28 protein-coding genes and 2 tRNA genes are annotated in these 25,036 nt (G+C 70.8%); 14 read left to right on the top strand and 16 right to left on the bottom strand.

Going from position 1 to position 25,036, the window contains the following annotated elements; genetic code table 11:
* Positions 1-69 precede the first annotated feature (69 nt).
* The 5 genes from DEJ05_RS03530 to DEJ05_RS03510 form a co-directional block, all read right to left on the bottom strand.
* The gene (locus DEJ05_RS03530) at positions 70-414 is read right to left on the bottom strand and encodes a metallopeptidase family protein (protein WP_035807616.1); all 345 of its coding nucleotides are present in this window, start codon (positions 412-414) and stop codon (positions 70-72) included.
* Between the two features lie 152 nt (positions 415-566).
* A tRNA-His gene (locus tag DEJ05_RS03525) sits at positions 567-642 on the bottom strand.
* Between the two features lie 75 nt (positions 643-717).
* Positions 718-1,356 (bottom strand): oligoribonuclease, encoded by a 639-nt coding sequence (orn, locus tag DEJ05_RS03520; RefSeq protein ID WP_071405505.1) that lies wholly within the window; start codon positions 1,354-1,356, stop codon positions 718-720.
* A gap of 573 nt (positions 1,357-1,929) precedes the next feature.
* Positions 1,930-3,171: an MFS transporter gene (locus DEJ05_RS03515; protein ID WP_111030570.1), complete on the bottom strand. Its 1,242-nt coding sequence runs from the start codon at positions 3,169-3,171 to the stop codon at positions 1,930-1,932.
* Entirely contained in the window at positions 3,168-3,617 is a 450-nt protein-coding gene (locus tag DEJ05_RS03510) for a MarR family winged helix-turn-helix transcriptional regulator (protein WP_111024208.1), read from the bottom strand. The genes DEJ05_RS03515 and DEJ05_RS03510 overlap by 4 nt, the downstream gene beginning before the upstream one ends.
* 83 nt (positions 3,618-3,700) lie before the next feature.
* Here DEJ05_RS03510 and DEJ05_RS03505 point away from each other — a divergent pair, with 83 nt between their 5' ends.
* Both DEJ05_RS03505 and DEJ05_RS03500 read left to right on the top strand, forming a co-directional pair.
* Positions 3,701-3,991, top strand: coding sequence for a hypothetical protein (locus tag DEJ05_RS03505; protein WP_071405508.1), 291 nt, complete (start codon positions 3,701-3,703; stop codon positions 3,989-3,991).
* 29 nt (positions 3,992-4,020) lie between these two features.
* On the top strand, positions 4,021-4,281 hold the full coding sequence (locus tag DEJ05_RS03500; RefSeq protein ID WP_027464648.1) for a thioredoxin family protein: 261 nt from the start codon (positions 4,021-4,023) through the stop codon (positions 4,279-4,281).
* Here the strand turns inward: DEJ05_RS03500 and DEJ05_RS03495 are convergent.
* From DEJ05_RS03495 to DEJ05_RS03485, 3 genes are all read right to left on the bottom strand, one after another.
* Positions 4,225-5,778: a DUF6716 putative glycosyltransferase gene (locus tag DEJ05_RS03495; RefSeq protein ID WP_111109745.1), complete on the bottom strand. Its 1,554-nt coding sequence runs from the start codon at positions 5,776-5,778 to the stop codon at positions 4,225-4,227. The genes DEJ05_RS03500 and DEJ05_RS03495 overlap by 57 nt on opposite strands.
* A 67-nt stretch (positions 5,779-5,845) precedes the next feature.
* A complete protein-coding gene (locus tag DEJ05_RS03490) occupies positions 5,846-6,718 on the bottom strand; it encodes an N-acetylneuraminate synthase family protein (protein ID WP_071405510.1) in 873 nt (290 codons plus the stop codon).
* The gene (locus DEJ05_RS03485) at positions 6,715-7,506 is read right to left on the bottom strand and encodes a cytidylyltransferase domain-containing protein (protein WP_111109744.1); all 792 of its coding nucleotides are present in this window, start codon (positions 7,504-7,506) and stop codon (positions 6,715-6,717) included. Before DEJ05_RS03485 ends, DEJ05_RS03490 begins: the two co-directional genes overlap by 4 nt.
* Positions 7,507-7,658: 152 nt before the next feature.
* Between DEJ05_RS03485 and DEJ05_RS03480 the strand changes: the two genes are divergently transcribed.
* Positions 7,659-7,731 (top strand) — tRNA-Arg (locus DEJ05_RS03480).
* A 62-nt stretch (positions 7,732-7,793) separates the two neighbouring features.
* Here the strand turns inward: DEJ05_RS03480 and DEJ05_RS03475 are convergent.
* Entirely contained in the window at positions 7,794-9,128 is a 1,335-nt protein-coding gene (locus DEJ05_RS03475) for a hypothetical protein (RefSeq protein WP_111109743.1), read from the bottom strand.
* 89 nt (positions 9,129-9,217) lie between these two features.
* Positions 9,218-9,484: a hypothetical protein gene (locus tag DEJ05_RS03470; RefSeq protein ID WP_017886047.1), complete on the bottom strand. Its 267-nt coding sequence runs from the start codon at positions 9,482-9,484 to the stop codon at positions 9,218-9,220.
* 150 nt (positions 9,485-9,634) lie between these two features.
* Between DEJ05_RS03470 and msrA the strand changes: the two genes are divergently transcribed.
* The 3 genes from msrA to DEJ05_RS03455 all read left to right on the top strand — a co-directional run bounded on the left by msrA (position 9,635) and on the right by DEJ05_RS03455 (position 11,206).
* Positions 9,635-10,162 carry a peptide-methionine (S)-S-oxide reductase MsrA gene (gene msrA / locus DEJ05_RS03465; protein ID WP_111030581.1) on the top strand — a complete coding sequence of 176 codons (528 nt, stop codon included), beginning with the start codon at positions 9,635-9,637 and terminating at the stop codon, positions 10,160-10,162.
* 37 nt (positions 10,163-10,199) lie between these two features.
* Positions 10,200-10,403 (top strand): hypothetical protein, encoded by a 204-nt coding sequence (locus tag DEJ05_RS03460; RefSeq protein ID WP_027464651.1) that lies wholly within the window; start codon positions 10,200-10,202, stop codon positions 10,401-10,403.
* A 119-nt stretch (positions 10,404-10,522) separates the two neighbouring features.
* Positions 10,523-11,206 (top strand): single-stranded DNA-binding protein, encoded by a 684-nt coding sequence (locus DEJ05_RS03455; RefSeq protein WP_111030563.1) that lies wholly within the window; start codon positions 10,523-10,525, stop codon positions 11,204-11,206.
* A gap of 72 nt (positions 11,207-11,278) precedes the next feature.
* Here the strand turns inward: DEJ05_RS03455 and DEJ05_RS03450 are convergent, their stop codons facing one another.
* Positions 11,279-12,016, bottom strand: coding sequence for a hypothetical protein (locus tag DEJ05_RS03450; protein ID WP_111109742.1), 738 nt, complete (start codon positions 12,014-12,016; stop codon positions 11,279-11,281).
* Positions 12,017-12,205: 189 nt separating this feature from the next.
* Here DEJ05_RS03450 and ettA point away from each other — a divergent pair, with 189 nt between their 5' ends.
* Together ettA and DEJ05_RS03440 are read left to right on the top strand one after the other, a co-directional pair.
* Positions 12,206-13,891, top strand: coding sequence for an energy-dependent translational throttle protein EttA (ettA, locus tag DEJ05_RS03445; protein WP_111030561.1), 1,686 nt, complete (start codon positions 12,206-12,208; stop codon positions 13,889-13,891).
* Positions 13,892-13,923: 32 nt separating this feature from the next.
* Entirely contained in the window at positions 13,924-14,376 is a 453-nt protein-coding gene (locus DEJ05_RS03440) for a thioesterase family protein (protein ID WP_071405517.1), read from the top strand.
* On the opposite strand, the gene DEJ05_RS03435 is transcribed toward DEJ05_RS03440, so the two are convergent.
* The gene (locus DEJ05_RS03435; protein ID WP_111030580.1) at positions 14,363-15,226 is read right to left on the bottom strand and encodes an acyl-CoA thioesterase II; all 864 of its coding nucleotides are present in this window, start codon (positions 15,224-15,226) and stop codon (positions 14,363-14,365) included. The two genes, DEJ05_RS03440 and DEJ05_RS03435, sit on opposite strands and share 14 nt — an antisense overlap.
* A gap of 91 nt (positions 15,227-15,317) precedes the next feature.
* On the opposite strand from DEJ05_RS03435, the gene DEJ05_RS03430 reads away from it, so the two are divergent.
* Both DEJ05_RS03430 and DEJ05_RS03425 read left to right on the top strand, forming a co-directional pair.
* Positions 15,318-16,019, top strand: coding sequence for a hypothetical protein (locus DEJ05_RS03430; RefSeq protein ID WP_111057864.1), 702 nt, complete (start codon positions 15,318-15,320; stop codon positions 16,017-16,019).
* Positions 16,020-16,074: 55 nt separating this feature from the next.
* A complete protein-coding gene (locus DEJ05_RS03425; RefSeq protein WP_111109741.1) occupies positions 16,075-16,917 on the top strand; it encodes an NAD-dependent epimerase/dehydratase family protein in 843 nt (280 codons plus the stop codon).
* A gap of 298 nt (positions 16,918-17,215) precedes the next feature.
* On the opposite strand, the gene DEJ05_RS03420 is transcribed toward DEJ05_RS03425, so the two are convergent.
* From DEJ05_RS03420 to pepN, 3 genes are all read right to left on the bottom strand, one after another.
* Positions 17,216-17,677 carry a globin gene (locus DEJ05_RS03420; RefSeq protein ID WP_258370564.1) on the bottom strand — a complete coding sequence of 154 codons (462 nt, stop codon included), beginning with the start codon at positions 17,675-17,677 and terminating at the stop codon, positions 17,216-17,218.
* 56 nt (positions 17,678-17,733) lie between these two features.
* On the bottom strand, positions 17,734-18,801 hold the full coding sequence (locus DEJ05_RS03415) for a mechanosensitive ion channel family protein (protein WP_111109740.1): 1,068 nt from the start codon (positions 18,799-18,801) through the stop codon (positions 17,734-17,736).
* 75 nt (positions 18,802-18,876) lie between these two features.
* Entirely contained in the window at positions 18,877-21,456 is a 2,580-nt protein-coding gene (gene pepN, locus DEJ05_RS03410; RefSeq protein WP_111109739.1) for an aminopeptidase N, read from the bottom strand.
* Between the two features lie 213 nt (positions 21,457-21,669).
* Here pepN and DEJ05_RS03405 point away from each other — a divergent pair, with 213 nt between their 5' ends.
* Positions 21,670-22,230: a disulfide bond formation protein DsbA gene (locus DEJ05_RS03405; protein ID WP_245164596.1), complete on the top strand. Its 561-nt coding sequence runs from the start codon at positions 21,670-21,672 to the stop codon at positions 22,228-22,230.
* 72 nt (positions 22,231-22,302) lie between these two features.
* On the opposite strand, the gene DEJ05_RS03400 is transcribed toward DEJ05_RS03405, so the two are convergent.
* Positions 22,303-22,821, bottom strand: coding sequence for a GNAT family N-acetyltransferase (locus DEJ05_RS03400; protein WP_111030558.1), 519 nt, complete (start codon positions 22,819-22,821; stop codon positions 22,303-22,305).
* Here DEJ05_RS03400 and DEJ05_RS03395 point away from each other — a divergent pair.
* From DEJ05_RS03395 to DEJ05_RS03385, 3 genes are read left to right on the top strand one after another with little or no spacing between them, the layout of a single operon-like run.
* A complete protein-coding gene (locus DEJ05_RS03395) occupies positions 22,820-23,461 on the top strand; it encodes a helix-turn-helix domain-containing protein (RefSeq protein WP_111054847.1) in 642 nt (213 codons plus the stop codon). The two genes, DEJ05_RS03400 and DEJ05_RS03395, sit on opposite strands and share 2 nt — an antisense overlap.
* A 46-nt stretch (positions 23,462-23,507) precedes the next feature.
* Positions 23,508-23,996: a ribose-5-phosphate isomerase gene (locus DEJ05_RS03390; RefSeq protein WP_027464669.1), complete on the top strand. Its 489-nt coding sequence runs from the start codon at positions 23,508-23,510 to the stop codon at positions 23,994-23,996.
* A 36-nt stretch (positions 23,997-24,032) separates the two neighbouring features.
* Complete coding sequence (locus DEJ05_RS03385) at positions 24,033-24,962, top strand: Fpg/Nei family DNA glycosylase (protein ID WP_071246661.1); 930 nt, start codon at positions 24,033-24,035, stop codon at positions 24,960-24,962.
* Positions 24,963-25,036 lie beyond the last annotated feature (74 nt).

Here is a 25,036-nt window from a genome sequence, read left to right as displayed (position 1 = left end):
AGCGCCCGTGCAGCGCGTACTCCCCCACCATCCGCTCCTTGTAGACCGCCGGGTGCGCGTCGCTGGCCGCTACGCCCAGCCGAGCTCGTGCAGCCGCTCGTCGTCGATGCCGTAGAAGTGGCCGATCTCGTGCACGAGGGTGGTGTGCACCTCGTCCTTGAGCTCCTCGACGGTGTCGCACTCGGCCAGGTGCTGCTTGCGGAACACCACGATGCGGTCGGGCAGCTCGCCGAAGCCGTACTGCCCGCGCTCGGTGGCTGCGATGCCGTCGTACACGCCGAAGAGCTCTTCGCCGTTCTCCGGTTCGTCCTCGACGACGAACACCACGTTGTCGAGCCCGTCGACCATCTCGTCGGGGAGCAGGTCGAGTTCGTCGGTCACGAGTTGCTCGAACGCGTCGGCGGACATCTCCATCACGGGTGGATCGTCCCACACCGCGCTGATCACTCGCGGCTCACTACTCGTGGCTGACCACTCGCGGCGAAGCCGCACGGCGCCGGAGGCGACCAGAAAAACACTGAGGGAGAGCCCCGGTTGCGTCACACGCAACAGGACTCTCCCTCGACTGGGGTGAATAACGGGTCTCGAACCCGCGACCTCCTAGACCACAACCAGGCGCTCTACCAACTGAGCTATATCCACCATGTTCGAACCGGCTGACCGGCGCGACCACTCAATAGTAGTACATGCGGGACGGGGTGCGGACCACCCGTGTCACTACTCGGCCGCGGGCTGCGCCAGCCGTGACTCCCACTTCGCCACGACGTCGGCCTGTACGGCACGCACGTCGTCGGTGCTCGGGCCGGGCTCGGCGACGAAGCCGGCGCGGCGGTAGTACTCGAGCTCGCGGATCGACTCGAGGATGTCCGCGAGGGCCCGGTGCCCACCGTGCTTCTCCGGTGCGTTGAAGTACACGCGGGGGAACCAGCGGCGGCAGAGTTCCTTGATGCTCGACACGTCGACGCTGCGGTAGTGCAGGTGCCCGTCGACGCGCGGCATGTACTTCGACAGGAACGCACGGTCGGTGCCGATGGTGTTGCCGGCGAGGGGGGCGGAGCCCTCGGCGGGGACGTGCTGGAGGATGTACTCGAGCACCTGGTACTCGGCGTCCGCCAGGCTCACGCCGTTCGGGATCTCGTCGATGAGCCCCGAGGTGACGTGCATGTTCGTCACGAACTCGTTCATGTTGTCGAGCGCCGACTGGTCCGGTTTGATGACGATGTCGAACCCGGGGTGCACGGGCTCGAGGTCGAAGTCGGTGATGACCACGGCCACCTCGACGAGTTCGTCGACCTCGAGGTCGAGGCCGGTCATCTCGCAGTCGATCCAGACGAGGCGGTCATTCGCGGTTGCCATGTCCTCGATCCTATTCCCGCCCCGCGTGCGTCCCGTACGTGCCGCTGCGCCCGCCCAAGCCGACCCACCCTTGTGCGCCCGTTCCGTGCGTCGGATGCGCGAGCGGGCGAAATGCCGCGGTCGCCCTGCGGACGCACCCGGACGTTCCGCCCGCCCGCGTCCAGCCGAGCGGGCGAAATGCCGCGGTCGCCCTGCGGACGGACCCGGATGTTTCGCCCGCTCGTCCGGGACGCGAGCCGCACGCGGTATAGGCGACCGCCTGGAGGCCCGGGGCGACCCCGGCAGGCCGACCCGCGCCTCCAGGTGGTCGCTCTCTACCCCGCCTGCCGCACGGTTCTGGCCAGCCCCGCGCGAACGGGCGAAATGCCGGAGTCGCTCTGCGGTCGAGGCCGGGCATTTCGCCCGCTCGTGGGTGGAGCGTGGAACGAGGGGCGAGCGAGCCCCCGCGCGGACGCACGAACGGGCGAAATGCCGGGGTGCCCACGGGGGACACTCCGGCATTTCGCCCGTTCGTGGAGAAGTGGGGAAAGGGGAGAAGGGGGAAGGCGCCCCCGCGCCCCCGCGCCCCGGCAGCTAGGCCATTTCGCCGGCGGTGATGGCCTCGGCCTCGACGCGCTCCGGCTCGGGACCGTCGTCGACGCGGCGCAGGACCCTGGTGGTGCAGAGGATCACGACGAAGGCGACCGCGACGGATGCACCCGCGAAGACGTAGGCGGCCGAGGGGGAGTACGCGTCGGCGAGCAGGGTCGCGACGGGCGGGGCGATGGCGCCGCCGATGAAGCGGACGGCGGAGTAGGCGCTCGAGGCGACGGAGCGGGGGAGGTCGGTGGCCTCCATGACGCACTCGGTGAGCACGGTGTTCAGGACACCGAGCACGAGGCCACCGATGACGACGCAGATGATCAGGCCGACCTGGGAGCGGACGACGAGGGCCGCGGCGAACAGGTCGAGCGCGAGCAGGGGCAGCGCGATCTTCAGCACCGTCGTCCTCCGGAGACGGGCGGTGAGCATCGGGGCGACCCACACCGACGTGATCGCGAGACCGACACCCCAGCCGAAGAACGTGAACCCGATGCCGAGGGCGCCGAAGCCGAGTGGGAACGGCGTGTACGCCAGCAGGACGAAGAAGCCGATGTTGTAGAACAGCGCGGTCGCGGCGAGGGCGGCGAGTGCCGGACGGGTCAGGGCGCGGAAGGGAGCGGAGAGCTTCGTCGGCGTGGGCTTCTCGAGGCTGCCGGTCTTCAGCAGGGCGACGATGGCGATGAACGCGACGGCCATCAGGGTCGTGACGCCGAAGAACGGGCCGCGCCAGCTCACCGAGCCGAGCAGACCTCCGACGAGGGGACCGACGGCGATGCCGAGGCCGAGCGCTGCCTCGTACAGGATGATCGCCGAGGCGGTGCCGCCCGACGCTGCCCCGACGATGGTCGCGAGCGCGGTGGAGATGAAGAGCGCGTTGCCGAGGCCCCAGCCGGCACGGAAGTCGATGATGCTCCACACGCTGTTCGATGTCGCCGCGAGCACCGAGAAGAGCACGATCAGGGCGAGTCCGATGAGCAGGGTGCGCTTCGCGCCGATGCGGCTGGAGACCCAGCTGGTGAAGAACATCGCGACACCGGTGACGGCGAGGTAGCTCGTGAAGAGCAGCTCGGTCTGCGCCGGAGTCGCCTTGAGGGACGCCGCGATCGCCGGGAGGATCGGGTCGACGAGGCCGATGCCCATGAACGCGACGACACAGGCGAAGGCGATCGCCCAGACCGCGGACGACTGCTTGAGGATGGAGCCGGACTGGCCGGCGGGTGCGTGGGCGTTCACGCGGGGATCTCCGTTCCGTTGGGGGTTGTCCGGGTGCGCTGGGCGATCAGGTTCGCCGCGTGGTGCAGGACGTCCCAGTCGTCGTCGGTCAGGTCGGCGAACAACGGACCGACCGTGCTGGTGAGGGTGGAGCGCCAGGAGGCGAGCCGTTCGCGTCCGGCCTCGGTGAGTTCGATGAGCTGCCCGCGGGAGTCGTCCGGGTCGACGCTGCGGCTGACCAGGCCGTCGGCGAGCATGCCGGCGACGAGTCGGGTCATCGTGGGCTGCGCCACGCGGGAGGCGGTGGCCAGTTCTCCGAGTCGCAGGGGTTCGTCGGTCTCGAGGATGCCGAGCGTGCGCCAGACCGCGGTGGACGTGGTGTTGCCCGTCGACTGGACGGCGCTGCGGATCAGGCGGTTGACGGAGACGAGGAGGGTCTCGATCGTCTGCTCACGCGGTGTTTCCATAGCTGAACTATATAGCCATGCTATGCATAGCGCAACGACGGGCTGGACAGACTGCACCAGCCGCCGCCTGGTAGAAGGGAGGCATGAGCGACATCACCATCCACGAAGGCGACGAGTACACCGCGATCTTCCACGGCGGTCCCTTCGACGGCACGACCGACACCCGCACCGCCACGAGCGACGCGCTGGACGACGAGGTCACGGTGTTCGCCGACGTCGAGGGCCTGCAGACGGCCTTCACCTACCGCGCCACCAAGTCCCGCCAGGTCCTCGACCAGATCTCGGTCGAGTTCACCTACGAGCCCGGCGAGTCCGACCCTGTCGACGACCTGCAGGACCGCGGCGACCGCAGCGGCGAGTTCGACCGGGAGTAGAACCCCCACCCGCCGCGTTGCAGGACCACATGCAGCTCGACCTCTGGACGTCCGCCTTCTGTGCGCCGTGCGCCGCCGCCCGCCGGGTGTCGGCCGAGGCCTCGGCGCTCGTCCCCGGGCTCACCGTGACCGAACGCGACGTGGCGGCACACCCCGACGACGCGGAAGACCTCGGTATCCGGTCCACGCCCACGATCATCGTGCGGCAGGACGACGGCACCGAGGTCTTCCGTTCACCCGGCGTCCCGACCCGTGACCAACTCCTGCTCGCGGTGGCCAAGGCGCTCTGAACGAGCCGCCGCCGCGGCCGGGGCAGCCGCCGCCGCAGCCGTCCCAGCGGCGGTCCCCGGCGCGGGCGGAGCGGCCCGCGCCCCCGCGCGCTGCGACGTCGGCGCCGCCACCACCACGGGTTCCGGCGGATCGACCAGCGCCCGCACGCGTCGCGCCAGCCGCTTCGCGCCCCGGATCGGCGCCCCGATGCCCAGCGCAACCAGCCCGAGCGGACTGCGATCGGCCCCACCGAGGGCGTTCTTCCGCTCCCACGCACGGCGCAGCACCCCACCGCGACTCCGCCGTGCCGGTGCCCGATCCACCAACGTGCCGGCGTCCCGTCGGGCCATGAGCTCCACGAGCCGGTACTGCCAGTCGTCCTCCGAGGCCGGGTGGAAGTAGTTGTCCCGCATCCACTCCGGCCGGACGACACCGAACCGTCCGTCGACCAGGTCGACGGCGTCACCCTCGAGGCCGCTCCCCACGAACACCTCGTTGATCAGGTGCCGCCCGATCCCGAAGTCGGTCAGCGTGAGCGCGGGCACGCCTCGCGCCGCCGCCTCGAGCACCGCGGTCGAGCTGATCGTCACGAGCGCCACCGCACGGTCGAGGTGCTCGGCCATCGGGCCGCTCTCCACCACGAGGTTGGTCGGCGCGTCCGGGGGTACCAGGTCCGGGTAGGGGTGTTCCTCGCGGTGCGTCTGGTGCTCGCCGGCCGCAGCGCGCGTCTTGATGACGACGCGCCACTCCGGGTGCGCCCGCGCTGTCTCCACGAGCCACCGCACGACGAGGGCCCGGTCGGCCCGCTCGAACGGCACACTCGGCTGCGCCGCGAAGACGACGGAGTCGCGGCCGGTCGAGCCCGCACCATCGCTCGCGCCGGCACCGCCGGTCGCGCAGACCCCCCGCGCGAAGGGCAGCGTGGCGAGCGCGAAGTGCGGCTCGACGCCGCCCTCGCGCGCCATGTCCTCGTACGCGCGGACCTCACGGTGGCTGTGCAGCACGAACAGGTCGGCCCGGGCGCGGAAGAAGATGCCCTTCCACTTCGACGGGAACGAGATCCCCGGCAGCCCCGACACCAGCACCGGCCGGTCCGGGATCCGCCGGTGCACCTCGTCGATCACGAGCTCGGCCACCGGTCCGATCAACGACACCAGGACGGCGTCCGGCGGGTCCTGGCGGAGTTCCTCGACGACGGCGTCGACGTCCTTCGGCGCGGGCGGTTCGCGGTGCAGGTGGGCGAGGCGCCGGTCCAGCCCGCGGAACGCCGACCGCAGCTGCTTCGTGCTCGCCGACCGCGGGGTCGCCACGGTGCGCAGCTCCAGGTCCCAGTCCGCCGGGGCGCTCGCCAGCAGGTGGGCGCCCCACTTCGCGAACGAGTCGGTGTCGACCAGGCCGACCACGCGTCGGACGCGTGGTGACGCGTCGGACGGGAGGCGCGCCTCCAGTCCGACCGTCGACCCACTGCCGTCAGCCGGCACGTCCAGGGCACGGGTCCCGTCGACCGGGCCGCTCACGCGCCGACGCGACGCAGCTTCGCGAGCAGTGCCTGCTCGCCGGCGGTCGGATGGGGACTGCATCCGCTCACGCGCCGACGCGACGCAGCTTCGCGAGCGGTGCCTGCTCGCCGGGGAAGATCCTCTTCACGCCGTCGCCGAGGGCGGTCTCGATGATGCGGATGTCGCGGGCGAGCGTCTTCAGGCCGTGCGGCTCGAGCGACGCGGCGTGGTCGGAGCCCCACATCGTGCGGTCGAGCGTGATGTGGCGCTCGACGGCCGTGGCGCCGAGGGCGACCGCGGCGATGGAGATCTGCAGGCCGGGCTCGTGGCCGGAGTAGCCGACGGGGACGCCCGCGTAGCGGTGGGCGAGGGTGTCGATCATGCGGAGGTTCGCCTCCTCGGCCGGCAGCGGGTAGGTCGACGTCGCGTGCATGAGGACGAGGCGGTCGGTGCCGAGGGCCTCGACGGCGGCGTCGATCTGCTCGAGCGTGGACATGCCGGTCGACAGGATGACGGGCTTGCCGGTCGCGGCGACGGCGGCGAGCATGCCGAGGTCGGTGACGGACGCCGAGGCGATCTTGTAGGCGACGACGTTGAGGTCCTCGAGGAAGTCGACCGACGGCTCGTCCCACGGCGACGCGAACCAGTCGAGCCCGCGGAGGGTCGCGTGGTCGCCGATCTCGATGTACTGGTCGCGGTCGAACTCGACGCGGTAGCGGTACTCCAGGTAGGTCATGTCGCCCCACGGGGTGCTGCGCGGGGTGTTCTTCATGTGCTCCGGCGTGGAGATCGCGGGAGTGCGCTTCTGGAACTTCACGGCCTGCAGGCCCGCGTCGGCAGCGACGTCGATGAGCTGCTTCGCGATGTCGACGTCGCCGTTGTGGTTGAGGCCGATCTCGCCGATGAGGTACGCGGGGTGGCCCGCGCCGATCGTGGACGTACCGATGGTGACGGTCATGGTGCTCCGTTCGGTGCGGGGGTGGCCCGCGTCGGGGATGGGTCTCGGGTCGTGGTGGGTGCTGGGGCCGGGTCGCCGACGCGTGCGTCGGTCAGCGCGCCGGGCGCGCCCGGCGCTTCGGCGAGGGCTTCGGCGAGGGCCAGGTCGGCCTCGTCGTCGATGTCGATCGCGCCGGCGCCGTCGACGACGGCCAGCTCGACGCGGCCGTGGAACCGGTGCCGGTTCTCGAGGAACCCCGCCGTCCGCATCACGTAGAAGGCGCCGGTCTCGCGGTACTCGGGCTCCCGGTCCTGCCGGCGGGGCCTGGTCGCAGCGTCGTGGTTCACCGCCACCGCGGTGCCGTCCGGGGCGGTCCGCCACAGGAACGCGTGCGACGGCGTGGCGGCGAACACCGCGTCGGCGTGCCCGTCGACCACGCGCGCGACGGCGGCGTCGAGGTTGGCCGGGTCGATGAACGGCGAGGTCGCCTGCAGGAAGACGAGGACCTCGGGCAGTGGTGTGCTGATCGCGTCGAGGACGTGCAGCAGGGCGGACTCCGAGGACGCCTCGTCACCGGCGAGCTCGGCCGGACGGCGGACCACGGCGGCACCGGCGGCGACCGCCTCGGCAGCGATGGCGTCACCGTCGGTCGTGACGACGACCTCGTCGATGCGCGTGGCACGTCGTGCCGACTCGACCGCTCGACGGACCAGCGAACGGCCCGCGACCGTGCGGAGGTTCTTGCCGGGGATCCCCTTCGACCCGGCACGCGCGGGCACGACGGCGAGGACGGAACCGGTGGTGCGCATGCTCCGGACGCTACGAAGCGCGGGTGTCGCGGAGGGGAACGGGCGGCAGACGGCGGCCGACCGTTGGGCGACCGCCGGGTCCTGTCGCGGCGACGCGGCGGGGCGCGCATCGAGCGTCCGGTGGCCGCTCGCCGCTACAATCGACGCTGCTCGCCTCCGTAGCTCAGTGGATAGAGCAGGTGGTTTCTACCCACCGTGCCGCGGGTTCGATTCCTGCCGGGGGCGCCGAAGACGAACAGGGCCGCCATCCTCTCCGGATGGCGGCCCTGTTCTCGTCGTGGGGGTGGTTACTCGTCGTCGTCCGCGGCGCGGCGTCGGAGTTCGGCGGCGCTGATCGGCTGCGTGTACGGCGCCTCCGACGTCTCGTTCGCGTCGGCGGGCTCGGCAGGGGCCTGGTTCAGACGCGTCGGGACAGACGTGGTGTTCGTCGCGCCGGGGGAGTCGACCCGGGGTGCCGATGCGGGCGGGACGTCGTTCGCGGGCGCCCGGTTGACGTGGGCGTCGGCCGCGGTGGGCGTCGCGACGGGGCGGTCGGACGAGGACGGACGGTCATTCCGCGGAGCGCGGTCGGAGTCACCGAAGGCGCGGGTGGCGCTGGCGTCGCCGGACGCGCGAGTGGCGCTCGCGTCGCCGAAGGCCCGCGTGGCGCGGTCGTCGTCCACGACCTCGGTGTCGTCCGTGCCGCGGCCCTGGACGGAGCGGGCGGGCGAGGTCGGGGTGCCGAGTGCCGGACGGACCGGGGGTGCAGCCTCGTCGTCGCCGTAGACGCGGGTGGTGTTGTCACCGAAGGAGCGCGTGGCGTTCTGGTCGGCGCTGCCGCGGTTCGGGTTCGTGCCCGCGCCACGGTTCACGGAGAACGACGGGGTCGTCCCGCCGGCGGCACCGGCAGACGCAGCGGGCGCAGCAGCACCGGGTGCGGCAGCGGCCGGCACCGGAGGAGTCGACGGTGCGGACGCGGGGCGCTGGGCCGGACGCAGCGAGGTCGTCGTCGGGGTAGGGCGCTCGGCGGGAGCAGCCGGCGCCGGGGCCTGTGTCTGCGCCTGCGCCTGCGCCTGCGTGCGCGGGGGCTCGGCCTGGTCGGCGTTCCAGTCCTGCTGGCGCTTGATCAGGTCGGCGTCGGGGTCCGGGGACTCGAACTTCCAGCGCTCGAGGTCGGCCTTGAAGAGCTTGCGCGCACGGCTCGGTCGCGCCTGCCAGTCGAGCAGGCGGTCACGGAACTCGGCGAGGGACTGGTCGGCCTGGAAGCTGAACGTCGACGAGTTCTTCTTGATGTCGGCGATCTCGTGCTGGGCCCAGCTGGCGGCCAGCGGCGCACCCTGCACGGGGAGCAGGCGCAGCCGGATGTCGGCGTCCTCGGCGAGGTGGTCAGCGTACGCACGCTCGTCGTGTCCGAGCGATCCCCATGCCGCTGCCTTGCGCGCAGCCGTCAGGATCGCGGCGACGGCCGCGTTCTTCGATTCCCGCTCCTGGAGCGCCACGACCCGCTTGGTCGCGCTGCGCCCGATGAGCGCCGCGATCACGCCCGCCACGACGATGGCGACGAAGGGGATCACAGCGCCCGAGAGCACCCGCCAACCCGTGTCGGACGAAGTCCAGTCGGTCAGGTCGTTCCACCAGTCCATGCGCGCACCATACCCACGGAACGGTCAGGCGTCGGGGAGGCCGGACGGCGTTCCGTGCATCCCGGTGCAGATGATTCCAATGTGGAACATCATGACCAGCGCAGGGTGTCCACGGCGTCGTCGGCGGACCACACGCTCGGCAGCTCGACGAACCGGCGCTCGGTCGCGACGTACCGGCGGGCACGGTAGGCGGTGTCGCCGGCGACGTCGATGCGGTCGACGTACCCGACGATCTCTCCGTTGGCCCGGGTGACCCGGCTCAGGTCGTCGCGGACGTCGAGGATGCGGTAGTCGCCCCGGGCTCGGGCCAGCGGGACGGTGCGGATCCGCAGTGCGGGTTCGGTGATGGTCTGCATCGCTGGCCTCCTGGTCGGTGTGGTGCCGACGCTACGGGGGACCACCGACACGCCGAGGGGCAACGTCCGATCTGGGGAACAGGGTCCCCGCGCACACTGTTGTGGAGGAACGACGGGGCTGCACGGGCAGCCCGGAGAGAGGTTGTGGCCATGACCACGTTCGTGCTCGCAGGTGGATGTTTCTGGTGTCTCGACGCCGTGTACCGCACGCTCCAGGGTGTGCAGGACGTGGTGTCGGGCTACGTCGGCGGACAGGTCGAGGAGCCCTCGTACGAACTGGTGTGCACCGGGACGACGGGGCACGCCGAGGCGGTCGCGGTGACGTTCGACGAGTCGGTGATCCCGGCTGACGTGATCCTCGACGTCTTCTTCACGCTGCACGACCCCCGGCAGCTGAACCGCCAGGGGGCCGACGTCGGCACGCAGTACCGCTCGGCGATGTTCCCGGCCGACGACACGCAGCGCGAGCTGTTCGAGCGCGCCATCGAGCGGGCGTCGGACATCTGGGACGGCGGCATCGTCACCACCATCGAGCCGCTCTCGACGTTCTGGACGGCAGAGGAGTACCACCAGGACTTCTTCGCGAAGAACCCCGGACAGGGCTACTGCCTCGCAGTCGCGCTGCCCAAGGTGAACAAGGTGCGGAAGGCCTACAGTCAGTACATCCTGGCGTCCTGACCCCGGGGCGGCAGGGCCACAAGGAGGTGGTTCGAACATGACGGACAACACGGGAACCTGGGTCGCGATCGGTCCGGCCGGAGCGGTGGGCAGCATCCACCGCGCGGCAGACGGGTTCCAGGTCGAGCTCTACGGGCGACGACGGGCGGGCGGGCCGTACCCGTCCCTCGAGTCCGCGAAGGGCGCGGTCCATGCCGCGCTCGGACCGTTGGCCGCCCGGCCCGAGTTCCGAGCGCACTGACCGGGTCCGGACAGGAGGCTCGGGGGACTCGTCCTCCACAGGTCACCTGATCGGGTCCACACGCCACAGATCGAGCCCGGGGTCGCTGACGCGGCCCCGGGCTCCGTGACGATCGACCCATGAACGACATCATCACCGTCTGCGGAATCGTCGCCACCGAGCCCCGGCACCTCGTCACCGAGACCGGCATCGCCATCACGAGTCTCCGACTCGCCTCACCCTCGCGCCGCTGGGACCGGGCCACCGCCGCCTGGGTCAACGGCGCCACCAACTGGTACACCGTCACCGCGTTCCGGTCGCTCGCGTCGAACGTGTACAAGTCCCTGAAGAAGGGCGACCGGATCGTCGTCGCCGGCCGGGTCCGCATCCGCACGTGGGAACGCGACGGTCGCGGCGGGACCTCGGTCGAGATCGACGCCGACGGCATCGGCCACGACCTGGCGTGGGGGATCAGCAACTGGCTGCGGGTGCCGCGGCAGGTCGGCGACGGCGCCTCGGGGCAGGGTGGCCTGCGCGGTGTGGACCCCCGCACCGGCGAGGTCCGCGACCCGGCGGGGCACGGAGCCGGTCACGGGTCCGACCACGGGGCGGAGCCGGACGGCTCGCACGACCACGCACCGGCGACCGAGCACGGTCCGGACGGTGACGGTGACAGCGACGTCGACGGGGTCCACGGAGCACCGCCGCTCGGCGACGGCGAGGAGCCCGCGGGGCCGTCCGAGCACGTCCTCGAACAGGACGCCGCCCCCTGGGACCCCGCGCCGCCCCTCGACGACCACGCCCACGACGCCGAAGCGGCCTGACCCGCACGCCGACCGGAGTCGGGATGCGGGTCAGGCCGCCGGGTGCGCGTGCGGTTCACCGCGTCGCGTCGGTCACCACTTCTGGGCGATCATCCCGATGCCGGAGACCTGGGCGGTGTCCCAGTTGCCGCCTCGGGGCAGCCCGGTCACGCGGCCGTCGATCTTGAAGCTGGCGCCCTGCACCCGCGGGCTGTTCGTCTGCTTCGCCTTCAGCCCGTGGAACGAGAAGCTCGTGTCCCACTTGCCGTTCAGGCCGGTGTTCGACTTGCGGTCACCGACCGTGATGCGGGTGTTCTGCACCGTCGAGTGCACGACGTCACCGTTCAGGCGGGCGTTGGCCTCGGCGTTGAAGAACAGGCGACCGTCGAGGTTGAGCTTGAGGGTGCCGATCGTCTTGTGGTTCACGATCATCGTCGCGACGTCGTTCTTGTACCAGCGCATGCCGATGGGCGTGAGCTTGTTGGTGGCCGGGCCGAGGTAGCCGTAGGTGAACTTGCCGTTCTGCACGCGCTCCCAGATGTAGCGCGGCTTGCCCTTGCTATGCGGGGAGCCCTTGTCCGACTGGATCCCGAACGCGTAGGCGTTGTTGTGTGCGTCGTGCACGTTGATGTACGACGAGTAGCCGGTGCCCGTGCCGTTGGCGCTGATGCTCGCCGTGTACAGCAGGTAGGGGCTGCCCTTCGGCACGGCACCGGCGGCCGATGCCGGCGACACCGGGGCGATGAGCGCGACGGTGAGTGCGATCGCTCCGACGAAGGGGAGTGCGAGGCGGCGGAGCCGCGACGGGGTCGTGGTCGTGTGCGTGGTCATGGTCCTCGTCCTGTCCGTGGTCCTGATCCTGGTCCTCGTCGTGGTGGGCGACGGGCCCGAGGTAGCGGGGTGAGGCCAAGCTACGTCGTCCGTGTCGCGAACAACAGGCTTGTTCGTACAGGTGCGGGAAGCGGCGATCCGGCGTCGGGCGAGCGGTGCTCCGGCGGTGTCACTACACTTGGGGCCGATATGGCTGAGTACATCTACCAGATGGTCCGCGCCCGCAAGGCGGTCGGCGACAAGCTGATCCTCGACGACGTCACGATGTCGTTCCTCCCCGGTGCCAAGATCGGCGTCGTCGGACCGAACGGTGCGGGCAAGTCGACGATCCTGAAGATCATGGCGGGTCTCGACCAGCCGTCCAACGGCGAGGCGAAGCTCACGCCGGGCTTCAGCGTCGGCATCCTCATGCAGGAGCCGGAGCTCGACGAGAGCAAGACCGTGCTCGAGAACGTGCAGGAGGGCGTGGGCGAGATCCACGGCAAGCTCGCACGGTTCAACGAGATCTCGGCGCTCATGGCCGAGCCGGACGCCGACTTCGACGCGCTCCTCGCCGAGATGGGAACCCTGCAGGAGGACATCGACGCCGCCGACGCGTGGGACCTCGACTCCCAGCTCGAGCAGGCCATGGCCGCGCTGCAGTGCCCCCCGGGGGACGAACTCGTCACCCACCTGTCCGGCGGTGAGAAGCGCCGCGTCGCGCTCTGCAAGCTGCTGCTCCAGAAGCCCGACCTGCTCCTCCTCGACGAGCCCACCAACCACCTCGACGCCGAGAGTGTGCTCTGGCTCGAGCAGCACCTGCAGCAGTACCACGGTGCCGTCCTCGCCGTGACCCACGACCGGTACTTCCTGGACCACGTCGCCCAGTGGATCGCCGAGGTCGACCGCGGCCGCCTGTACCCGTACGAGGGCAACTACTCGACCTACCTCGAGAAGAAGCGTGCTCGCCTCGAGGTCCAGGGCAAGAAGGACGCCAAGCTCGCGAAGCGCCTGTCGTCCGAGCTCGACTGGGTCCGGAGCAACACCAAGGGCCGTCAGGCGAAGTCGAAGGCCCGTCTCGCCCGGTACGAGGAGATGGTCACCGAGGCCGAGCGCACCCGCAAGCTCGACTTCGAGGAGATCGTGATCCCGGTCGGCCCGCGTCTGGGTTCGCAGGTCATCGACGCCGAGCACCTGCGCAAGCAGTTCGGTGAGCGCGTCATCATCGGCGACCTGTCGTTCACGCTGCCCCGCAACGGCATCGTCGGCGTCATCGGCCCGAACGGTGTCGGCAAGACCACGCTCTTCAAGACGATCGTCGGCCTCGAGCCCCTCGACGGCGGCACGCTGAAGATCGGCGACACGGTCGACATCTCGTACGTCGACCAGAGCCGTGGTGGCATCGACCCGAACAAGAACCTGTGGGAGGTCGTTTCCGACGGACTCGACTACATCCAGGTCGGCAAGACCGAGATCCCGTCCCGCGCCTACGTGTCGCAGTTCGGCTTCAAGGGCCCGGACCAGCAGAAGCGCGCCGGCATCCTGTCCGGTGGTGAGCGCAACCGTCTGAACCTGGCGCTGACGCTCAAGCAGGGCGGCAACCTGCTGCTCCTCGACGAACCGACCAACGACCTGGACGTCGAGACGCTCGGCAGCCTCGAGAACGCCCTGCTCGAGTACCCCGGTTGCGCCGTGGTCATCACCCACGACCGGTGGTTCCTCGACCGCATCGCCACGCACATCCTGGCGTGGGAGGGCCTCAACGAGGACGGCACGCCGAACTGGTACTGGTTCGAGGGCAACTTCGAGGCCTACGAGGAGAACAAGATCGAGCGCCTCGGTGCCGATGCCGCGAAGCCCGGTCGCGCGACGTACCGCAAGCTCACCCGCGACTGATCCTCGTGGCGAGACTGCACGCTCCCATCCGCATGCGGTGGAGCGACATCGACGCCTACGGTCACGTCAACAACTCCGCGATGCTGCGCCTCCTCGAAGAGGCGCGCATCGTGGGGTTCTGGGGTGCCGACCCCGGTGAGGACCCCGACGGCGATCTGCCCGAGCCGATCATCGACGGCCGGCCGGGTTCCGGCACCATGACGGTGATCGCCGGCCAGCGCCTGGAGTACCTGGCGTCGATCCCGTACCTCCGCCAACCGCTCGACATCCAGATGTGGATCGGGCGGCTCGGGGGCGCGAGCATCGACGTCTCGTACGAGGTCTGGTCACCGGTGGGGCAGCACCCCGCCGTCCTGTACACCCGGGCGACGACGGCACTCGTGATGGTCGACGCGGCGACGAACCGTCCGCGCCGACTGACCGACACCGAGCGTGCCGCGTGCGAGCGCTACCTCGAGGAACCGGTGCAGTTCAGCCGGCCGTAGGCACCCGCATCATGCCCTCCTGGGCGACGGTGGCCAGCAGCTGACCGTCGCGGGAGAACATCCGGCCGAACGCGAGCCCCCGTCCGCCCTGTGCGCTCGGGGACTCCTGCGTGTACAGGATCCACTCGTCGGCGCGACCGTCGCGGTGCCACCACATGGCGTGGTCGAGGCTCGCGCTCTTGACCCCCGGGGTGCCCCAGGCGACACCGTGCCGGCGCATGATCGGCTCGAGGATCGACAGGTCGCTCGCGTACCCGAGCACCGCACGGTGGAGCGCCGGGTCGTCCGGCAGGTCGCCCTGCACGCGGAACCAGACCGCCTGGTGCGGCACGTGCTCGCCCTGCACGTCGACGAACACCGGGCCCTCGACGTGGCGCAGGTCGATGGAGCGCGCGGCCCAGGCACGTGCGACCGGGTGGTCGATCGCGGACAGGATCGACGCGGCCGACGGCAGGGACTCCGGGTCCGGGGTGTCCACCGGGTACGGGTCCTGGTGCTCGATGCCGGTGTCCGGCACCTGGAACGACGCGATCATCGAGAAGATCGGGACACCGCGCTGGTACGCCTGCACGCGTCGGGCCGCGAACGAACGACCGTCGTGGATGCGCTCGACCCCGAAGGTGATCGGCACGTCGATGTCGCCGGGCCGCAGGAAATAGCCGTGCATCGAGTGGACGTCGCGTCCCTCGATCGTGCGCTGCGCGGCGACGATGCACTGCGCCAGCACCTGCCCGCCGAACACCCGTCCGCCGGGGGACCAGTGGCTGGCACCGGTCAGGATCGTCTCGCCCGTGCTCGCGCCGGTGTCCTCGAGTCGCAGGGTCCGCAGGAAGTCGGGTTCGCCGTTCACGCTGTGCAGTCTACGAACGGCCGCCCGACCCCGTCGCAGGTCGCCACGCCCAGGTGCTGCGGCATCGACGGCCGGTAGGATCGGGGACGACATGGGCAACTCGTTCACGCTTCCCGACGCCGCCTCACTCGGTGACCTCCGCACGTACCTCGGACGTGCCGCCCGGATCGAGGACGGCTCGGTCCGGCTCATCGCCGACTCCGGCGTCCTGGCCGTCTACACGGCGATCCTCTACCCGCTCGGGCTGCTCGACGAACTGCCGACGGTGCTCGGCCTCCGCACGTTCTCGCTCACCGAGCCCGCGTCGATCGACACCGTGGTCCCGCTGCAGTCGCTCCTCGAGCGCCTCCGCCTGCTGGCCGAGGCGCAGGACGCCGAACACGCCGAGGGTGCCGACCCCACACGGGCCACCCCGATCGAGGTCGAGCTGCCGCACGAAGTGCACACCGTGACGTGGGCGGCCATCTCCCCGCCCCGCGGTGGCTGGGTCCCGCTGCCGGACGTCTCACCGGAACTCCTCCGCCGCGCCACCCGCGACGGCATCGCCGAGGTCGCCGACGCCGTGCCGTCCAACTCCGGCGAGGCCATCGTCCGGCGGATTCGCGCCGAGGTCTGGGGCCGACCGGTCCCCGGCGTCGAGCACCTGCCCGCCGGTGCGGGCTTCGCGGGCGAGAGCCTCGGGTTCCTCGGGCACGACCCGGTCCGGCTGTTCGAGACGGGCCCGTGGAGTCGACTCACGACCTCGCGCGGCCACGTGCTCGTCAAGCGCCGCGCCTGGACCCTGAGCTCCTAGCAAAGACGACGGCGACGACGACCACACCGCCCGGCCGCCGTGGTTGGCTGGCCGCATGCACGTCTTCCTCACCGGTGCGTCCGGCTACATCGGCTCCTCCGTCCTCCGCTCCCTCGTGGCCCACGGCGACGAGGTCACCGCGCTCGTCCGCTCCGACGAGAAGGCCCAGCACGTCCGTGACGCCGGTGGCCGGGCCCTGGTCGGTGACGTCACCGACACCGACGTCGTCGAGCGCCTGCTGCACGAGAGCGACGGCGTCGTCCACACGGCATCGGCGCCCGGCGTCGACCCGGACTTCATCCGCACCGCGATCGGTGCCCTGGCCGGCACGCCGAAGCCGTTCGTGCACACCGGCGGCATCTTCACCTTCGGTGACTCGACGGACATCTCCGAGCAGTCGCCGATCGACCCGCCGGCCTTGACCGCCTGGCGCGGACCGAACGAGGCCCTGCTGCGGGCGAGCGACGTGCGGAGCACCATCGTCGCCCCTGGCATCGTCTACGGGCGCGGCGCCGGCATCCCGGCGATGTTCGTCAGCGACGGCGAGCAGCCGGTGCGGCTGGTGGGCGACGGCTCGCAGCGGTGGACGACGGTGCACGTCGACGACCTCGGCGAGCTCTACGTCCTCGCGCTGCACCGCGGCGAGCCCGACGGGTACATCGTCGCCGCGACCGGCGACAACCCGACCGTCCGCCAGATCGGCGAGGCCGGGGCCCACGGTGCACCGGTCGTCGCCGAGAGCGTGGACGCGAGCCGCGAACGGCTCGGGCGGGACTTCGCCGACGCCCTGCTGCTGCACCAGGAGGCGTCCGGCGCACACGCCCGGTCGGCCTTCGGCTGGCGGCCGTCGCGGCCGTCCCTGGTCGAGGACCTCGCCTCCGGCTCGTCCGTGCGCTGACCGCGCTGCCCGACGACGCCGGCGTCCCGCGAACACCCCGCCGGCCCCGCGAGACGCCGCCGAATTCGGAGGCGTGGAACGCACATGGCGGCGTCGGACGGACACGCCGGCGTCTCGCGGGAACGAGAACGTGGGAACCGGCGGACGGGAGGCCCGTGGCGGCGCCGCCACGGGCCTCCCCCCGCCGCTCGCGACGATCACTGCACGCCGGCGTCAGCGGAAGACGCCGCGGGAGCGTCGAGACGCCGCCGGATTCGTCGGCGTCTCGAGGACACGCCGGCGTCGCGCCGGGCGCGCGTCAGTCGAAGGTGTTCGTCATCGCGTGGGCAGCGCGGTCCAGGTAACCCCAGAGCTCGGCTTCGTCGAGGGGCGCGAGCTCGAGTGACTCGACCGCCTCGTGCATGTGGTGGAGCCAGCGTTCCCGGGCCTCGGACGTGATGCGGAACGGGTTGTGCCGCATCCGCAGGCGGGGGTGGCCGCGCTGCTCGCTGTAGGTGCCCGGGCCGCCCCAGTACTGCTGCAGGAAGGCGGACAGGCGCCAGATCGCACCCTCGAGGTCGTCGGCCGGGTACATCGGCCAGATGACCTCGTCCTGCTGCACGCCCTCGTAGAAGCGCCGGACGAGCCGGTCGAAGGTCGGAGCGCCGCCGATCCGCTCGTACAGCGACCCGGTGGCCGAGGCGCCGCGCTCCCCGACGCGCAGGGTGATCGGCTGCGCCGGGACGCCGACCGAGCCGGGCATGCCGGGGCCGCCGGGCATGCCGAGCGAGCCGCGCGCTCCGGGCCCGCCCGTGCCGCTCGGGGGTGTGGGGTCGGTCATCGGGGGTCCTTCCCGCTGTCGGGGTCGTCGGTGCGGATCGGCTGCCCGAGGATGTTGCGCTTGGGACGCCGGGGCTTCGTGGGGGCCGGCGTCGGCTGGGTCCGGACGGTGCGCAGGCCGTTGATCGAGGTGGCGTTCTCCCAGCCCTCGGGCATGATCATCGCCATCGCGGGCAGGGTGATGCCGAGTTCGTCGACGGCGTGCTTCAGGCGGGTGCGGAGCTCCCGGCCGACGACGTCGAGCTCGGACGCGCGGGTCTTCACGACGAGGCGGAAGACCATGCCGGCGTCGGTGATCGACTGCAGCCCCCAGATCTCGGGCTTCTCGACGATCCGCTGCCGCCAGCGGGACTCCTGCGACATCGTGACGGCGGCCTTGAGCAGGGCGTCCTGCACGGCGTCGATGTCGGTGTCGTAGGGCACGGTGATGTCGACGAGCACGCGCGACCAGCCCTGCGACAGGTTGCCGACGCGCAGGATCTGGCCGTTCGGCACGAACCACAGGATGCCGTTCACGTCGCGGATCTGCATGACGCGCAGCCCGACGTTCTCGACGACGCCGGTGGCCTGCCCGGTGTCGACGACGTCACCGACGCCGGCCTGATCCTCGAGGATCATGAAGATGCCGGACAGCAGGTCCTTCACGATGGACTGGGCGCCGACGGCGAGGCCGGCTGCGACGAGCGATGCACCGCCGACGATGCCGACCGCGGCGCCCTTCCACAGCGCCGTCGCGATGATCACGAGCGCGATCACGACGACGACCACGGTGGCGAGGTTCTCGAGCACGCTGCCGAGCGTCCGGGTCCGTTGCACGACCCGCGCGGTCTGCACGGGTGAGGCGATGAGGGCCCGGGTGTCGGCCGCTCCCTGACGCTTCTTGACGCCGTTCACGATGCGGTCGACGACCTGCTTGATCATGCGACGGAGGATCAGCCGGAGGATGATCGCCGCGAGGATCGTGATGACGATCGTGATCGGTGCTTGCCAGGCATCGACGAACTGGAGGAACGCGTTGGACGCCCACTTCGGGACGTCGGTGGTGTCTGCTGCAGCCGAGTTCATATCCGGTCGATGCTAAGCGGCGGGGCCTCGGCATCCCTGGAGGAACACCAAGACCCCGCCGGATCAGAGCAGGGGTCAGGCGTCGGCGGCCTGGACCCGGAGCGCGCGCTCGGTGCCCGCGAGGCTCTCGGACACGATGCGGCGCAGCGCCGGCGTCTCCTGGTGCTCCTCGAGCCACGCGGCGGCGGCGTCACGGAGCTCAGCCGACGCGAGTGGCGCCGGGTAGAGGCCCGAGACGATGGTGTCCGCCATGTGGTAGCTGCGCTCGGCCCAGATGCGCGTGAGCACCTCGAAGTACTTTGGCACGAGCCCCTCGAGCAGCACCGGGCTGTTCACGTGCTGGAACCCGACCGTGGTCTGGCGCACGATGGCGTTCGGCAGCTCGGACGAGTCGACCAGTGACGAGAACGCCGCCAGCTTGCCCTCGGCCGTGGGGATCGTCGCCCGGGCACGTGCCGCGGCCTGCTCACCCGACGCGGTCTTGTCCGCGGCGAGCTCGGCGTCGATCTCGGCGTTGTCCGCAGCACCCGCGAGCACGAGGCCCTCGAGCAGCTCCCAGCGCAGGTCGGTGTCGATCTCGAGGCCCTGCAGCGTGACCGATCCGTCGCGGAGGCCCTGCAGGGTCGCGACGTGCTCGGGCGTGGACGGGACCTGCGCGAAGAACTTCACGAACTGGAACTGCGCGTCCGAGCCGGCCTCAGCCGAGGACGCGAGCTGCCAGAGCGTGTCGCCGACGGTGCGGACCGTGGCCTCGACCGAGCCCGGTGCCACGTAGTTGCGTGCGGTGAGCAGCAGCTGCGAGAGCGTCGTGCGGATGGTCGTCGACTCGGTCTCGGTCGCGATGTTGCCCAGCACCAGGCGGACGTAGTCGCTGGCCGGGGACTCGGCGTCGCGCGTGGCGTCCCACACGGAACCCCAGACGATCGAGCGGGCGAGCGGGTTCGCGATCGACGCGAGGTGCTCGATCGCGGTGCGCCGGGAGTGCTCGTCGAGACGGATCTTGGCGTAGGCCAGGTCGTCGTCGTTCAGCAGCACGAGGTCGCCGCGCTGGACGCCGACGAGCTCGGGCACCTCGGTGCGGGCACCGTCGACGTCGATCTCGACGCGGTGGACCCGCTCGAGCTTGCCGCCGGCGGAGGCCGTGTCGGCACCGAACGGCGCGGACTCGTCGTTCCGGAAGGCGTACACGCCGATCGCCAGACGGTGCGGGCGCAGCGTCGGGTAGTCGGCGGGGGCTTCCTGCAGGACGGTGAACGACGTGATGACACCGGACTCGTCGGTCTCGATCTCGGGGCGCAGGGTGTTCACGCCCGCGGTCTCGAGCCAGAGCTTCGACCACTCGGTCAGCTCACGGCCGCTCGTCGCCTCGAGTTCGACGAGCAGGTCGCGGAGCTCGGTGTTCGAGTGGTGGTGCTTCTTGAAGTAGGCGGAGACACCGGCGAAGAACGCGTCGATGCCGACCCACGCGACGAGCTGCTTGAGGACCGAGCCGCCCTTCGCGTAGGTGATGCCGTCGAAGTTGACCTGGACGTCCTCGAGGTCGTTGATCGTCGCGACGATTGGGTGCGTCGAGGGGAGCTGGTCCTGGCGGTAGGCCCAGGACTTCTCCATCGCCTGGAACGTGGTCCAGGCCTCGGTCCACTCGGTGGCCTCGGCCGTGGCGATCGTGGAGGCCCACTCGGCGAAGGACTCGTTGAGCCACAGGTCGTTCCACCACTTCATGGTGACCAGGTCGCCGAACCACATGTGGGCGAGCTCGTGCAGGATCGTGACGACCCGGCGCTCCTTGATGGCGTCGGTGACCTTCGACCGGAACACGTAGGTCTCGGTGAAGGTGACCGCGCCGGCGTTCTCCATCGCACCGGCGTTGAACTCCGGCACGAACAGCTGGTCGTACTTGTCGAAGGGGTAGGCGACGTCGAACTTCTCCTCGAAGTACGCGAAGCCCTTCTTCGTGATGTCGAACACGTACTCGGGGTCGAGGTACGAGGCGAGCGACTTGCGCGCGAACACGCCGATCGGGATCGTCCGGCCGTCGCGGCTGGTCAGCTCGTCGCGCACGACCTCGTACGGGCCGGCGACGAGCGCGGTGATGTAGCTCGAGATGCGCGCGGTGGGCGGGAAGGCCCAGGTCGCGACGTCGCCGTCGACGTGCGGCTCCGGCGTGGGGGAGTTCGAGACGACCTGCCACCGCGACGGCGCCGTCACGGTGAAGGAGAACTCGGCCTTCAGGTCGGGCTGCTCGAACACCGCGAACATGCGGCGGGAGTCCGGGACCTCGAACTGGGAGTACAGGTACACCTCGTCGTCCACCGGGTCGACGAAGCGGTGCAGGCCTTCACCGGTGTTCGTGTACAGCGCGTCGCTGACGACCACGAGCTCGTTCTGCTCCTGCAGGTCGTCGAGCTGGATGCGCACGCCGTCGTTCACCGCGGCGACGTCGAGCGCCGAGCCGTTCAGCGTGATCGAGTGCACGGTCTTCGTGATGGCGTCGATGAAGGTCGATGCGCCGGCGGTGGCGGTGAAGCGCACCCGCGTGGTGCTACCGAAGCTGTCGGCGCCGCGGGTCAGGTCGAGCTCGACGTCGTACGTCTGCACGGCGACGACGGCCGCGCGCTCCTGGGCTTCGATTCGGGTGAGGTTCTCTCCGGGCACGCAACGCTCCATCTTCGCTGGGGACGCGGACGATCGGTGTCCGCGTACGGGGCCCCGGACGGCGTCGTGCGCCGGCGGGACGATGGGTTCCAGCCTAGCGACGCCGCGTACGCTCGGATCGTGACCGAGACGACTGTGGACAACCCGACCGACTCCACCACCGCGCGCACCGCCGTGGAGTTCTGGTTCGACCCGAACTGCCCCTGGGCCTGGATGACGAGCCGCTGGGTGGGTGAGGTCGCCGAGCACCGCGACCTCGACGTGACCTGGAACGTGATGAGCCTGTTCGTCCTCAACGAGGACCAGGACGTGCCGGAGAGCTACAAGGAGCGTCTGCACGCCGGCCAGGTCTACCCGCGCATCGTCACGGCGGCGCGGCTCCGGCTCGGGCAGGACATCGTGAAGCCGCTCTACGACGCCCTCGGTGAGCACATCCACCACCGCCAGGAGTCCGACCCCGAGCAGGTCGTCCCCGCCGTGCTCGCCGAGCTCGGCCTCGACGCCGACCTGCTCGAGTACGCCTGGACGGACGAGGTCGACGCCGCCGTGCGCGCCAGCCACCAGGACGGCATCGACCGCGTCGGACAGGACGTCGGCACGCCGGTCATCGCCGTCGAGGGCACCGCGTTCTTCGGACCGGTCATCTCCCCGGCGCCCAAGGGCCAGGAGGCGCTCGACCTGTGGGACGGCGTCGTCGCCGTCGCGAAGTACCCCGGCTTCTTCGAGCTCAAGCGCTCGCGCACCGTCGGCCCGATCTTCGACACCACCGACTGACGCTCCGGAACCAGGTTCGGTTCGTCGACGGGCGGCCGGGAGGCCCGTGGTGCGCCCGCCCCGCCCGTCGCGTCAGACGAGCGGCAGGCGCATGAGCGTCAGGTCGAGCCAGCGGTCGAACTTGCGTCCGACCTCGGGCACGACCGCGACCGTGGTGAACCCGAGGCGTTCGTGCAGGGCGATCGACCCCGTGTTGGTGCTGCAGATCCCGGCCATCATGACGTGCCGGCCCTCGGCGGTGGCCCGCGCGACCAGCTCGGCCATCAGGGTCGTCGCGATGCCCCGGCCGCGGAACGCCTCGACCACGTAGACGCTGTGCTCGACGGTCAGCCGGTACCCCTGGTGCGGCCGCCACTGCGAGTACGTGGCGTAGCCGGCCACGGTGCCGTCGACCTCGGCCACGACCACCGGGTACCCGCCGCCCTGCCGCTCGGCGAGCCACCCGTCGAAGTACGCACGCGGGTGCGGGGTGTCCTGCCAGATGGCGGTGGAGTGCAGGACGGCATCGACGTGCAGGGCGTGCACGACGTCGAGGTCGGTCGGGGTGCAGTCGCGGATCACGACCCCGTTCGTCGCATATGCTGTCGTCATGTCTCACATCGTAGACGACGCGCACGCCGATCCCGCAACCGGCGCCGACGACACCTCGGTCGCCGAGCAGCGGGCGCTCGGTGAACGCCTCCAGCGCCTCCGCACCGAGCGGAAGTGGAGCCTCACCGAGCTCGCCGAGGAGTCCGGCGTCTCCCGCGCGATGATCAACCGGGTCGAACGCGGAGTTTCCAGCCCCACCGCGACGATCCTCGGTCGCCTGTCCGGTGCCTTCGGCCTGACGATCTCGCAGCTCCTCGACGATGCCCTGGAGCACGAGGTGCCCAGGGTGACGGACCCCGACGAGGCGCGCGGGGTGCAACGGGGCGCGACCGCCGATTCCTGGACCGATCCCGACACCGGGTACCGCCGCCGTCCGGTCTCGAGCGCGGCGTTCCCCGCTGACGTCACCGAGGTGCGCCTCCCGGCCGGCCGCGAGGTGGCCTACCCGGCGTCCGCCTACGCGTTCCTGCGGCACTGCATCTGGGTCGTCGAGGGCGTGCTCGAGGTCGTCGTCGGCGGCGAGCCGACGCGTCTGGCGGCGGGGGACCGGATCGAGCTCGGCGACCCCGCCGACGTCGTCTACCGCAACCCGGGCGAGGACCCCACCCGGTACCTCGTGGTGGTGGTCCGCGCACCGTAGTCCGTGGTGGTCCGGGCCCCGGAGCCGCAGGAATAGGATCGGTTCCATGCGCATCCACCTCGGAACGGACCACGCCGGCCTCGAGTTCAACAAGACCCTCGCAACCCACCTGACCGAAGCCGGGCACGAGGTGGTGGACCACGGTCCGACCGAGTACGACGCGCTCGACGACTACCCCTCGTTCTGCATCAACGCCGCGCACGCCGTGGTGCAGGACCAGCGTGCCGGTGTCCAGGCGCTCGGCGTCGTCTTCGGCGGTTCCGGCAACGGTGAGCAGATCGCCGCCAACAAGGTCGAGGGCATCCGCGCCGCGCTCGTCTGGAACGAGTCGACCGCGCTGCTCGCCCGGCAGCACAACGACGCCAACGTCATCTCCATCGGTGCGCGCCAGCACACCGAGGACGAGGCGATCCGGTTCGTCGACCTGTTCATCGCCGAGCCGTTCTCGGGCGAAGAGCGCCACGCCCGCCGCATCGCCCAGCTCGCCGAGTACGAGACCACCGGGCTGATCGCCGGCCGCCAGATCGACGCGTAGTCCGGCTCGTCAGGGGTACCGGGTAGAACGGTAGTCATGCCCGAGGGTCACTCCGTCCACCGCATCGCCAACCAGTTCACCCGGCACTTCGTCGGCAAGCGCTGCGAGGTGTCGAGCCCCCAGGGGCGCTTCGCCGCCGGGGCCGCGCAGCTCGACGGCAAGCGCATGATCGCCGCGCGTGCGGTGGCGAAGCAGATGTTCCTGGAGTTCGAGGGCGACCTGTTCCTCCGCGTCCACCTCGGGCTGTACGGGGCGTGGGACTTCGCGGGCGTGATCTCCACCGCCGAGGCGCTGTCCGACGACGACGACCGCGAAGAGTCGCTCAGCTCGATCGGCGCACCGCGGCTCGCCCGCTACCGGATGGCCGAGCAGGAGAAGGCGGAGGACCCGATCGAGTCCTTCCCGCCGGACCCCGTCGGCCAGGTCCGGGTGCGGATCCTCACCGAGGACACCGTCGCCGACCTGCGCGGCCCGACCGCGTGTGTCGTGGAGACCCCGGCCGAGGTGCAGCGTGCGCTCGACAAGCTCGGCCCCGACCCGATGAACGACGACGGGCCCGAAGCCGAGAAGACCTTCGTCGACAACGTCCGCCGTCGGAACGTCGCGATCGGGCAGCTGCTCATGGACCAGTCCGTCGTGGCCGGCATCGGCAACATCTACCGCGCCGAGCTGCTGTTCCGGCAGCGCATCGACCCGTACAAGCCGGGCAAGAAGATCACCGTCAAGCAGGCCAAGGCACTCTGGGCCGACTGGTCGAAGCTGCTGCACGACGGCGTCCGCGACGGCCTGATGATGACGATGGACGACCTGTCCGAGGCCGACCACAAGAAGGCCCTGCGCTCCCGCAAGGACCGCCACTGGGTGTACCACCGGCAGGGCGAGCCCTGCCGGGTCTGCGGCACCGAGATCCGGATGGCCGACATGGCCGGCCGGAAGCTCTACTGGTGCCCGAAGGACCAGAAGTAGCCCACGGGCCGGGCACACCCGCCCGGGCACACCCGCCCGGGCACACCCGCCCGGGCACACCCGCCCGGGCACAC

The sequence above is a fragment of the Curtobacterium sp. MCLR17_045 genome (assembly GCF_003234405.1).
Taxonomy (GTDB): domain Bacteria; phylum Actinomycetota; class Actinomycetes; order Actinomycetales; family Microbacteriaceae; genus Curtobacterium; species Curtobacterium flaccumfaciens.
The sequence above is the reverse complement of the archived record's forward strand: the minus strand, read 5'-3'. Positions and strand labels throughout refer to the sequence as shown.

Bases quoted from the DNA above. Each gene is read 5' to 3' on its own strand.
- DEJ05_RS03530 (WP_035807616.1), bottom strand. From the start codon at position 414: ATGGAGATGTCCGCCGACGCGTTCGAGCAACTCGTGACCGACGAACTC.
- orn (WP_071405505.1), bottom strand. From the start codon at position 1,356: ATGGCAACCGCGAATGACCGCCTCGTCTGGATCGACTGCGAGATGACC.
- DEJ05_RS03510 (WP_111024208.1), bottom strand. From the start codon at position 3,617: ATGGAAACACCGCGTGAGCAGACGATCGAGACCCTCCTCGTCTCCGTC.
- DEJ05_RS03505 (WP_071405508.1), top strand. From the start codon at position 3,701: ATGAGCGACATCACCATCCACGAAGGCGACGAGTACACCGCGATCTTC.
- DEJ05_RS03500 (WP_027464648.1), top strand. From the start codon at position 4,021: ATGCAGCTCGACCTCTGGACGTCCGCCTTCTGTGCGCCGTGCGCCGCC.
- DEJ05_RS03490 (WP_071405510.1), bottom strand. From the start codon at position 6,718: ATGACCGTCACCATCGGTACGTCCACGATCGGCGCGGGCCACCCCGCG.
- DEJ05_RS03485 (WP_111109744.1), bottom strand. From the start codon at position 7,506: ATGCGCACCACCGGTTCCGTCCTCGCCGTCGTGCCCGCGCGTGCCGGG.
- DEJ05_RS03475 (WP_111109743.1), bottom strand. From the start codon at position 9,128: ATGGACTGGTGGAACGACCTGACCGACTGGACTTCGTCCGACACGGGT.
- DEJ05_RS03470 (WP_017886047.1), bottom strand. From the start codon at position 9,484: ATGCAGACCATCACCGAACCCGCACTGCGGATCCGCACCGTCCCGCTG.
- msrA (WP_111030581.1), top strand. From the start codon at position 9,635: ATGACCACGTTCGTGCTCGCAGGTGGATGTTTCTGGTGTCTCGACGCC.
- DEJ05_RS03460 (WP_027464651.1), top strand. From the start codon at position 10,200: ATGACGGACAACACGGGAACCTGGGTCGCGATCGGTCCGGCCGGAGCG.
- DEJ05_RS03455 (WP_111030563.1), top strand. From the start codon at position 10,523: ATGAACGACATCATCACCGTCTGCGGAATCGTCGCCACCGAGCCCCGG.
- DEJ05_RS03450 (WP_111109742.1), bottom strand. From the start codon at position 12,016: ATGACCACGCACACGACCACGACCCCGTCGCGGCTCCGCCGCCTCGCA.
- ettA (WP_111030561.1), top strand. From the start codon at position 12,206: ATGGCTGAGTACATCTACCAGATGGTCCGCGCCCGCAAGGCGGTCGGC.
- DEJ05_RS03440 (WP_071405517.1), top strand. From the start codon at position 13,924: ATGCGGTGGAGCGACATCGACGCCTACGGTCACGTCAACAACTCCGCG.
- DEJ05_RS03430 (WP_111057864.1), top strand. From the start codon at position 15,318: ATGGGCAACTCGTTCACGCTTCCCGACGCCGCCTCACTCGGTGACCTC.
- DEJ05_RS03425 (WP_111109741.1), top strand. From the start codon at position 16,075: ATGCACGTCTTCCTCACCGGTGCGTCCGGCTACATCGGCTCCTCCGTC.
- DEJ05_RS03420 (WP_258370564.1), bottom strand. From the start codon at position 17,677: ATGCCCGGCGGCCCCGGCATGCCCGGCTCGGTCGGCGTCCCGGCGCAG.
- DEJ05_RS03415 (WP_111109740.1), bottom strand. From the start codon at position 18,801: ATGAACTCGGCTGCAGCAGACACCACCGACGTCCCGAAGTGGGCGTCC.
- DEJ05_RS03405 (WP_245164596.1), top strand. From the start codon at position 21,670: ATGACGAGCCGCTGGGTGGGTGAGGTCGCCGAGCACCGCGACCTCGAC.
- DEJ05_RS03395 (WP_111054847.1), top strand. From the start codon at position 22,820: ATGTCTCACATCGTAGACGACGCGCACGCCGATCCCGCAACCGGCGCC.
- DEJ05_RS03400 (WP_111030558.1), bottom strand. From the start codon at position 22,821: ATGACGACAGCATATGCGACGAACGGGGTCGTGATCCGCGACTGCACC.
- DEJ05_RS03390 (WP_027464669.1), top strand. From the start codon at position 23,508: ATGCGCATCCACCTCGGAACGGACCACGCCGGCCTCGAGTTCAACAAG.
- DEJ05_RS03385 (WP_071246661.1), top strand. From the start codon at position 24,033: ATGCCCGAGGGTCACTCCGTCCACCGCATCGCCAACCAGTTCACCCGG.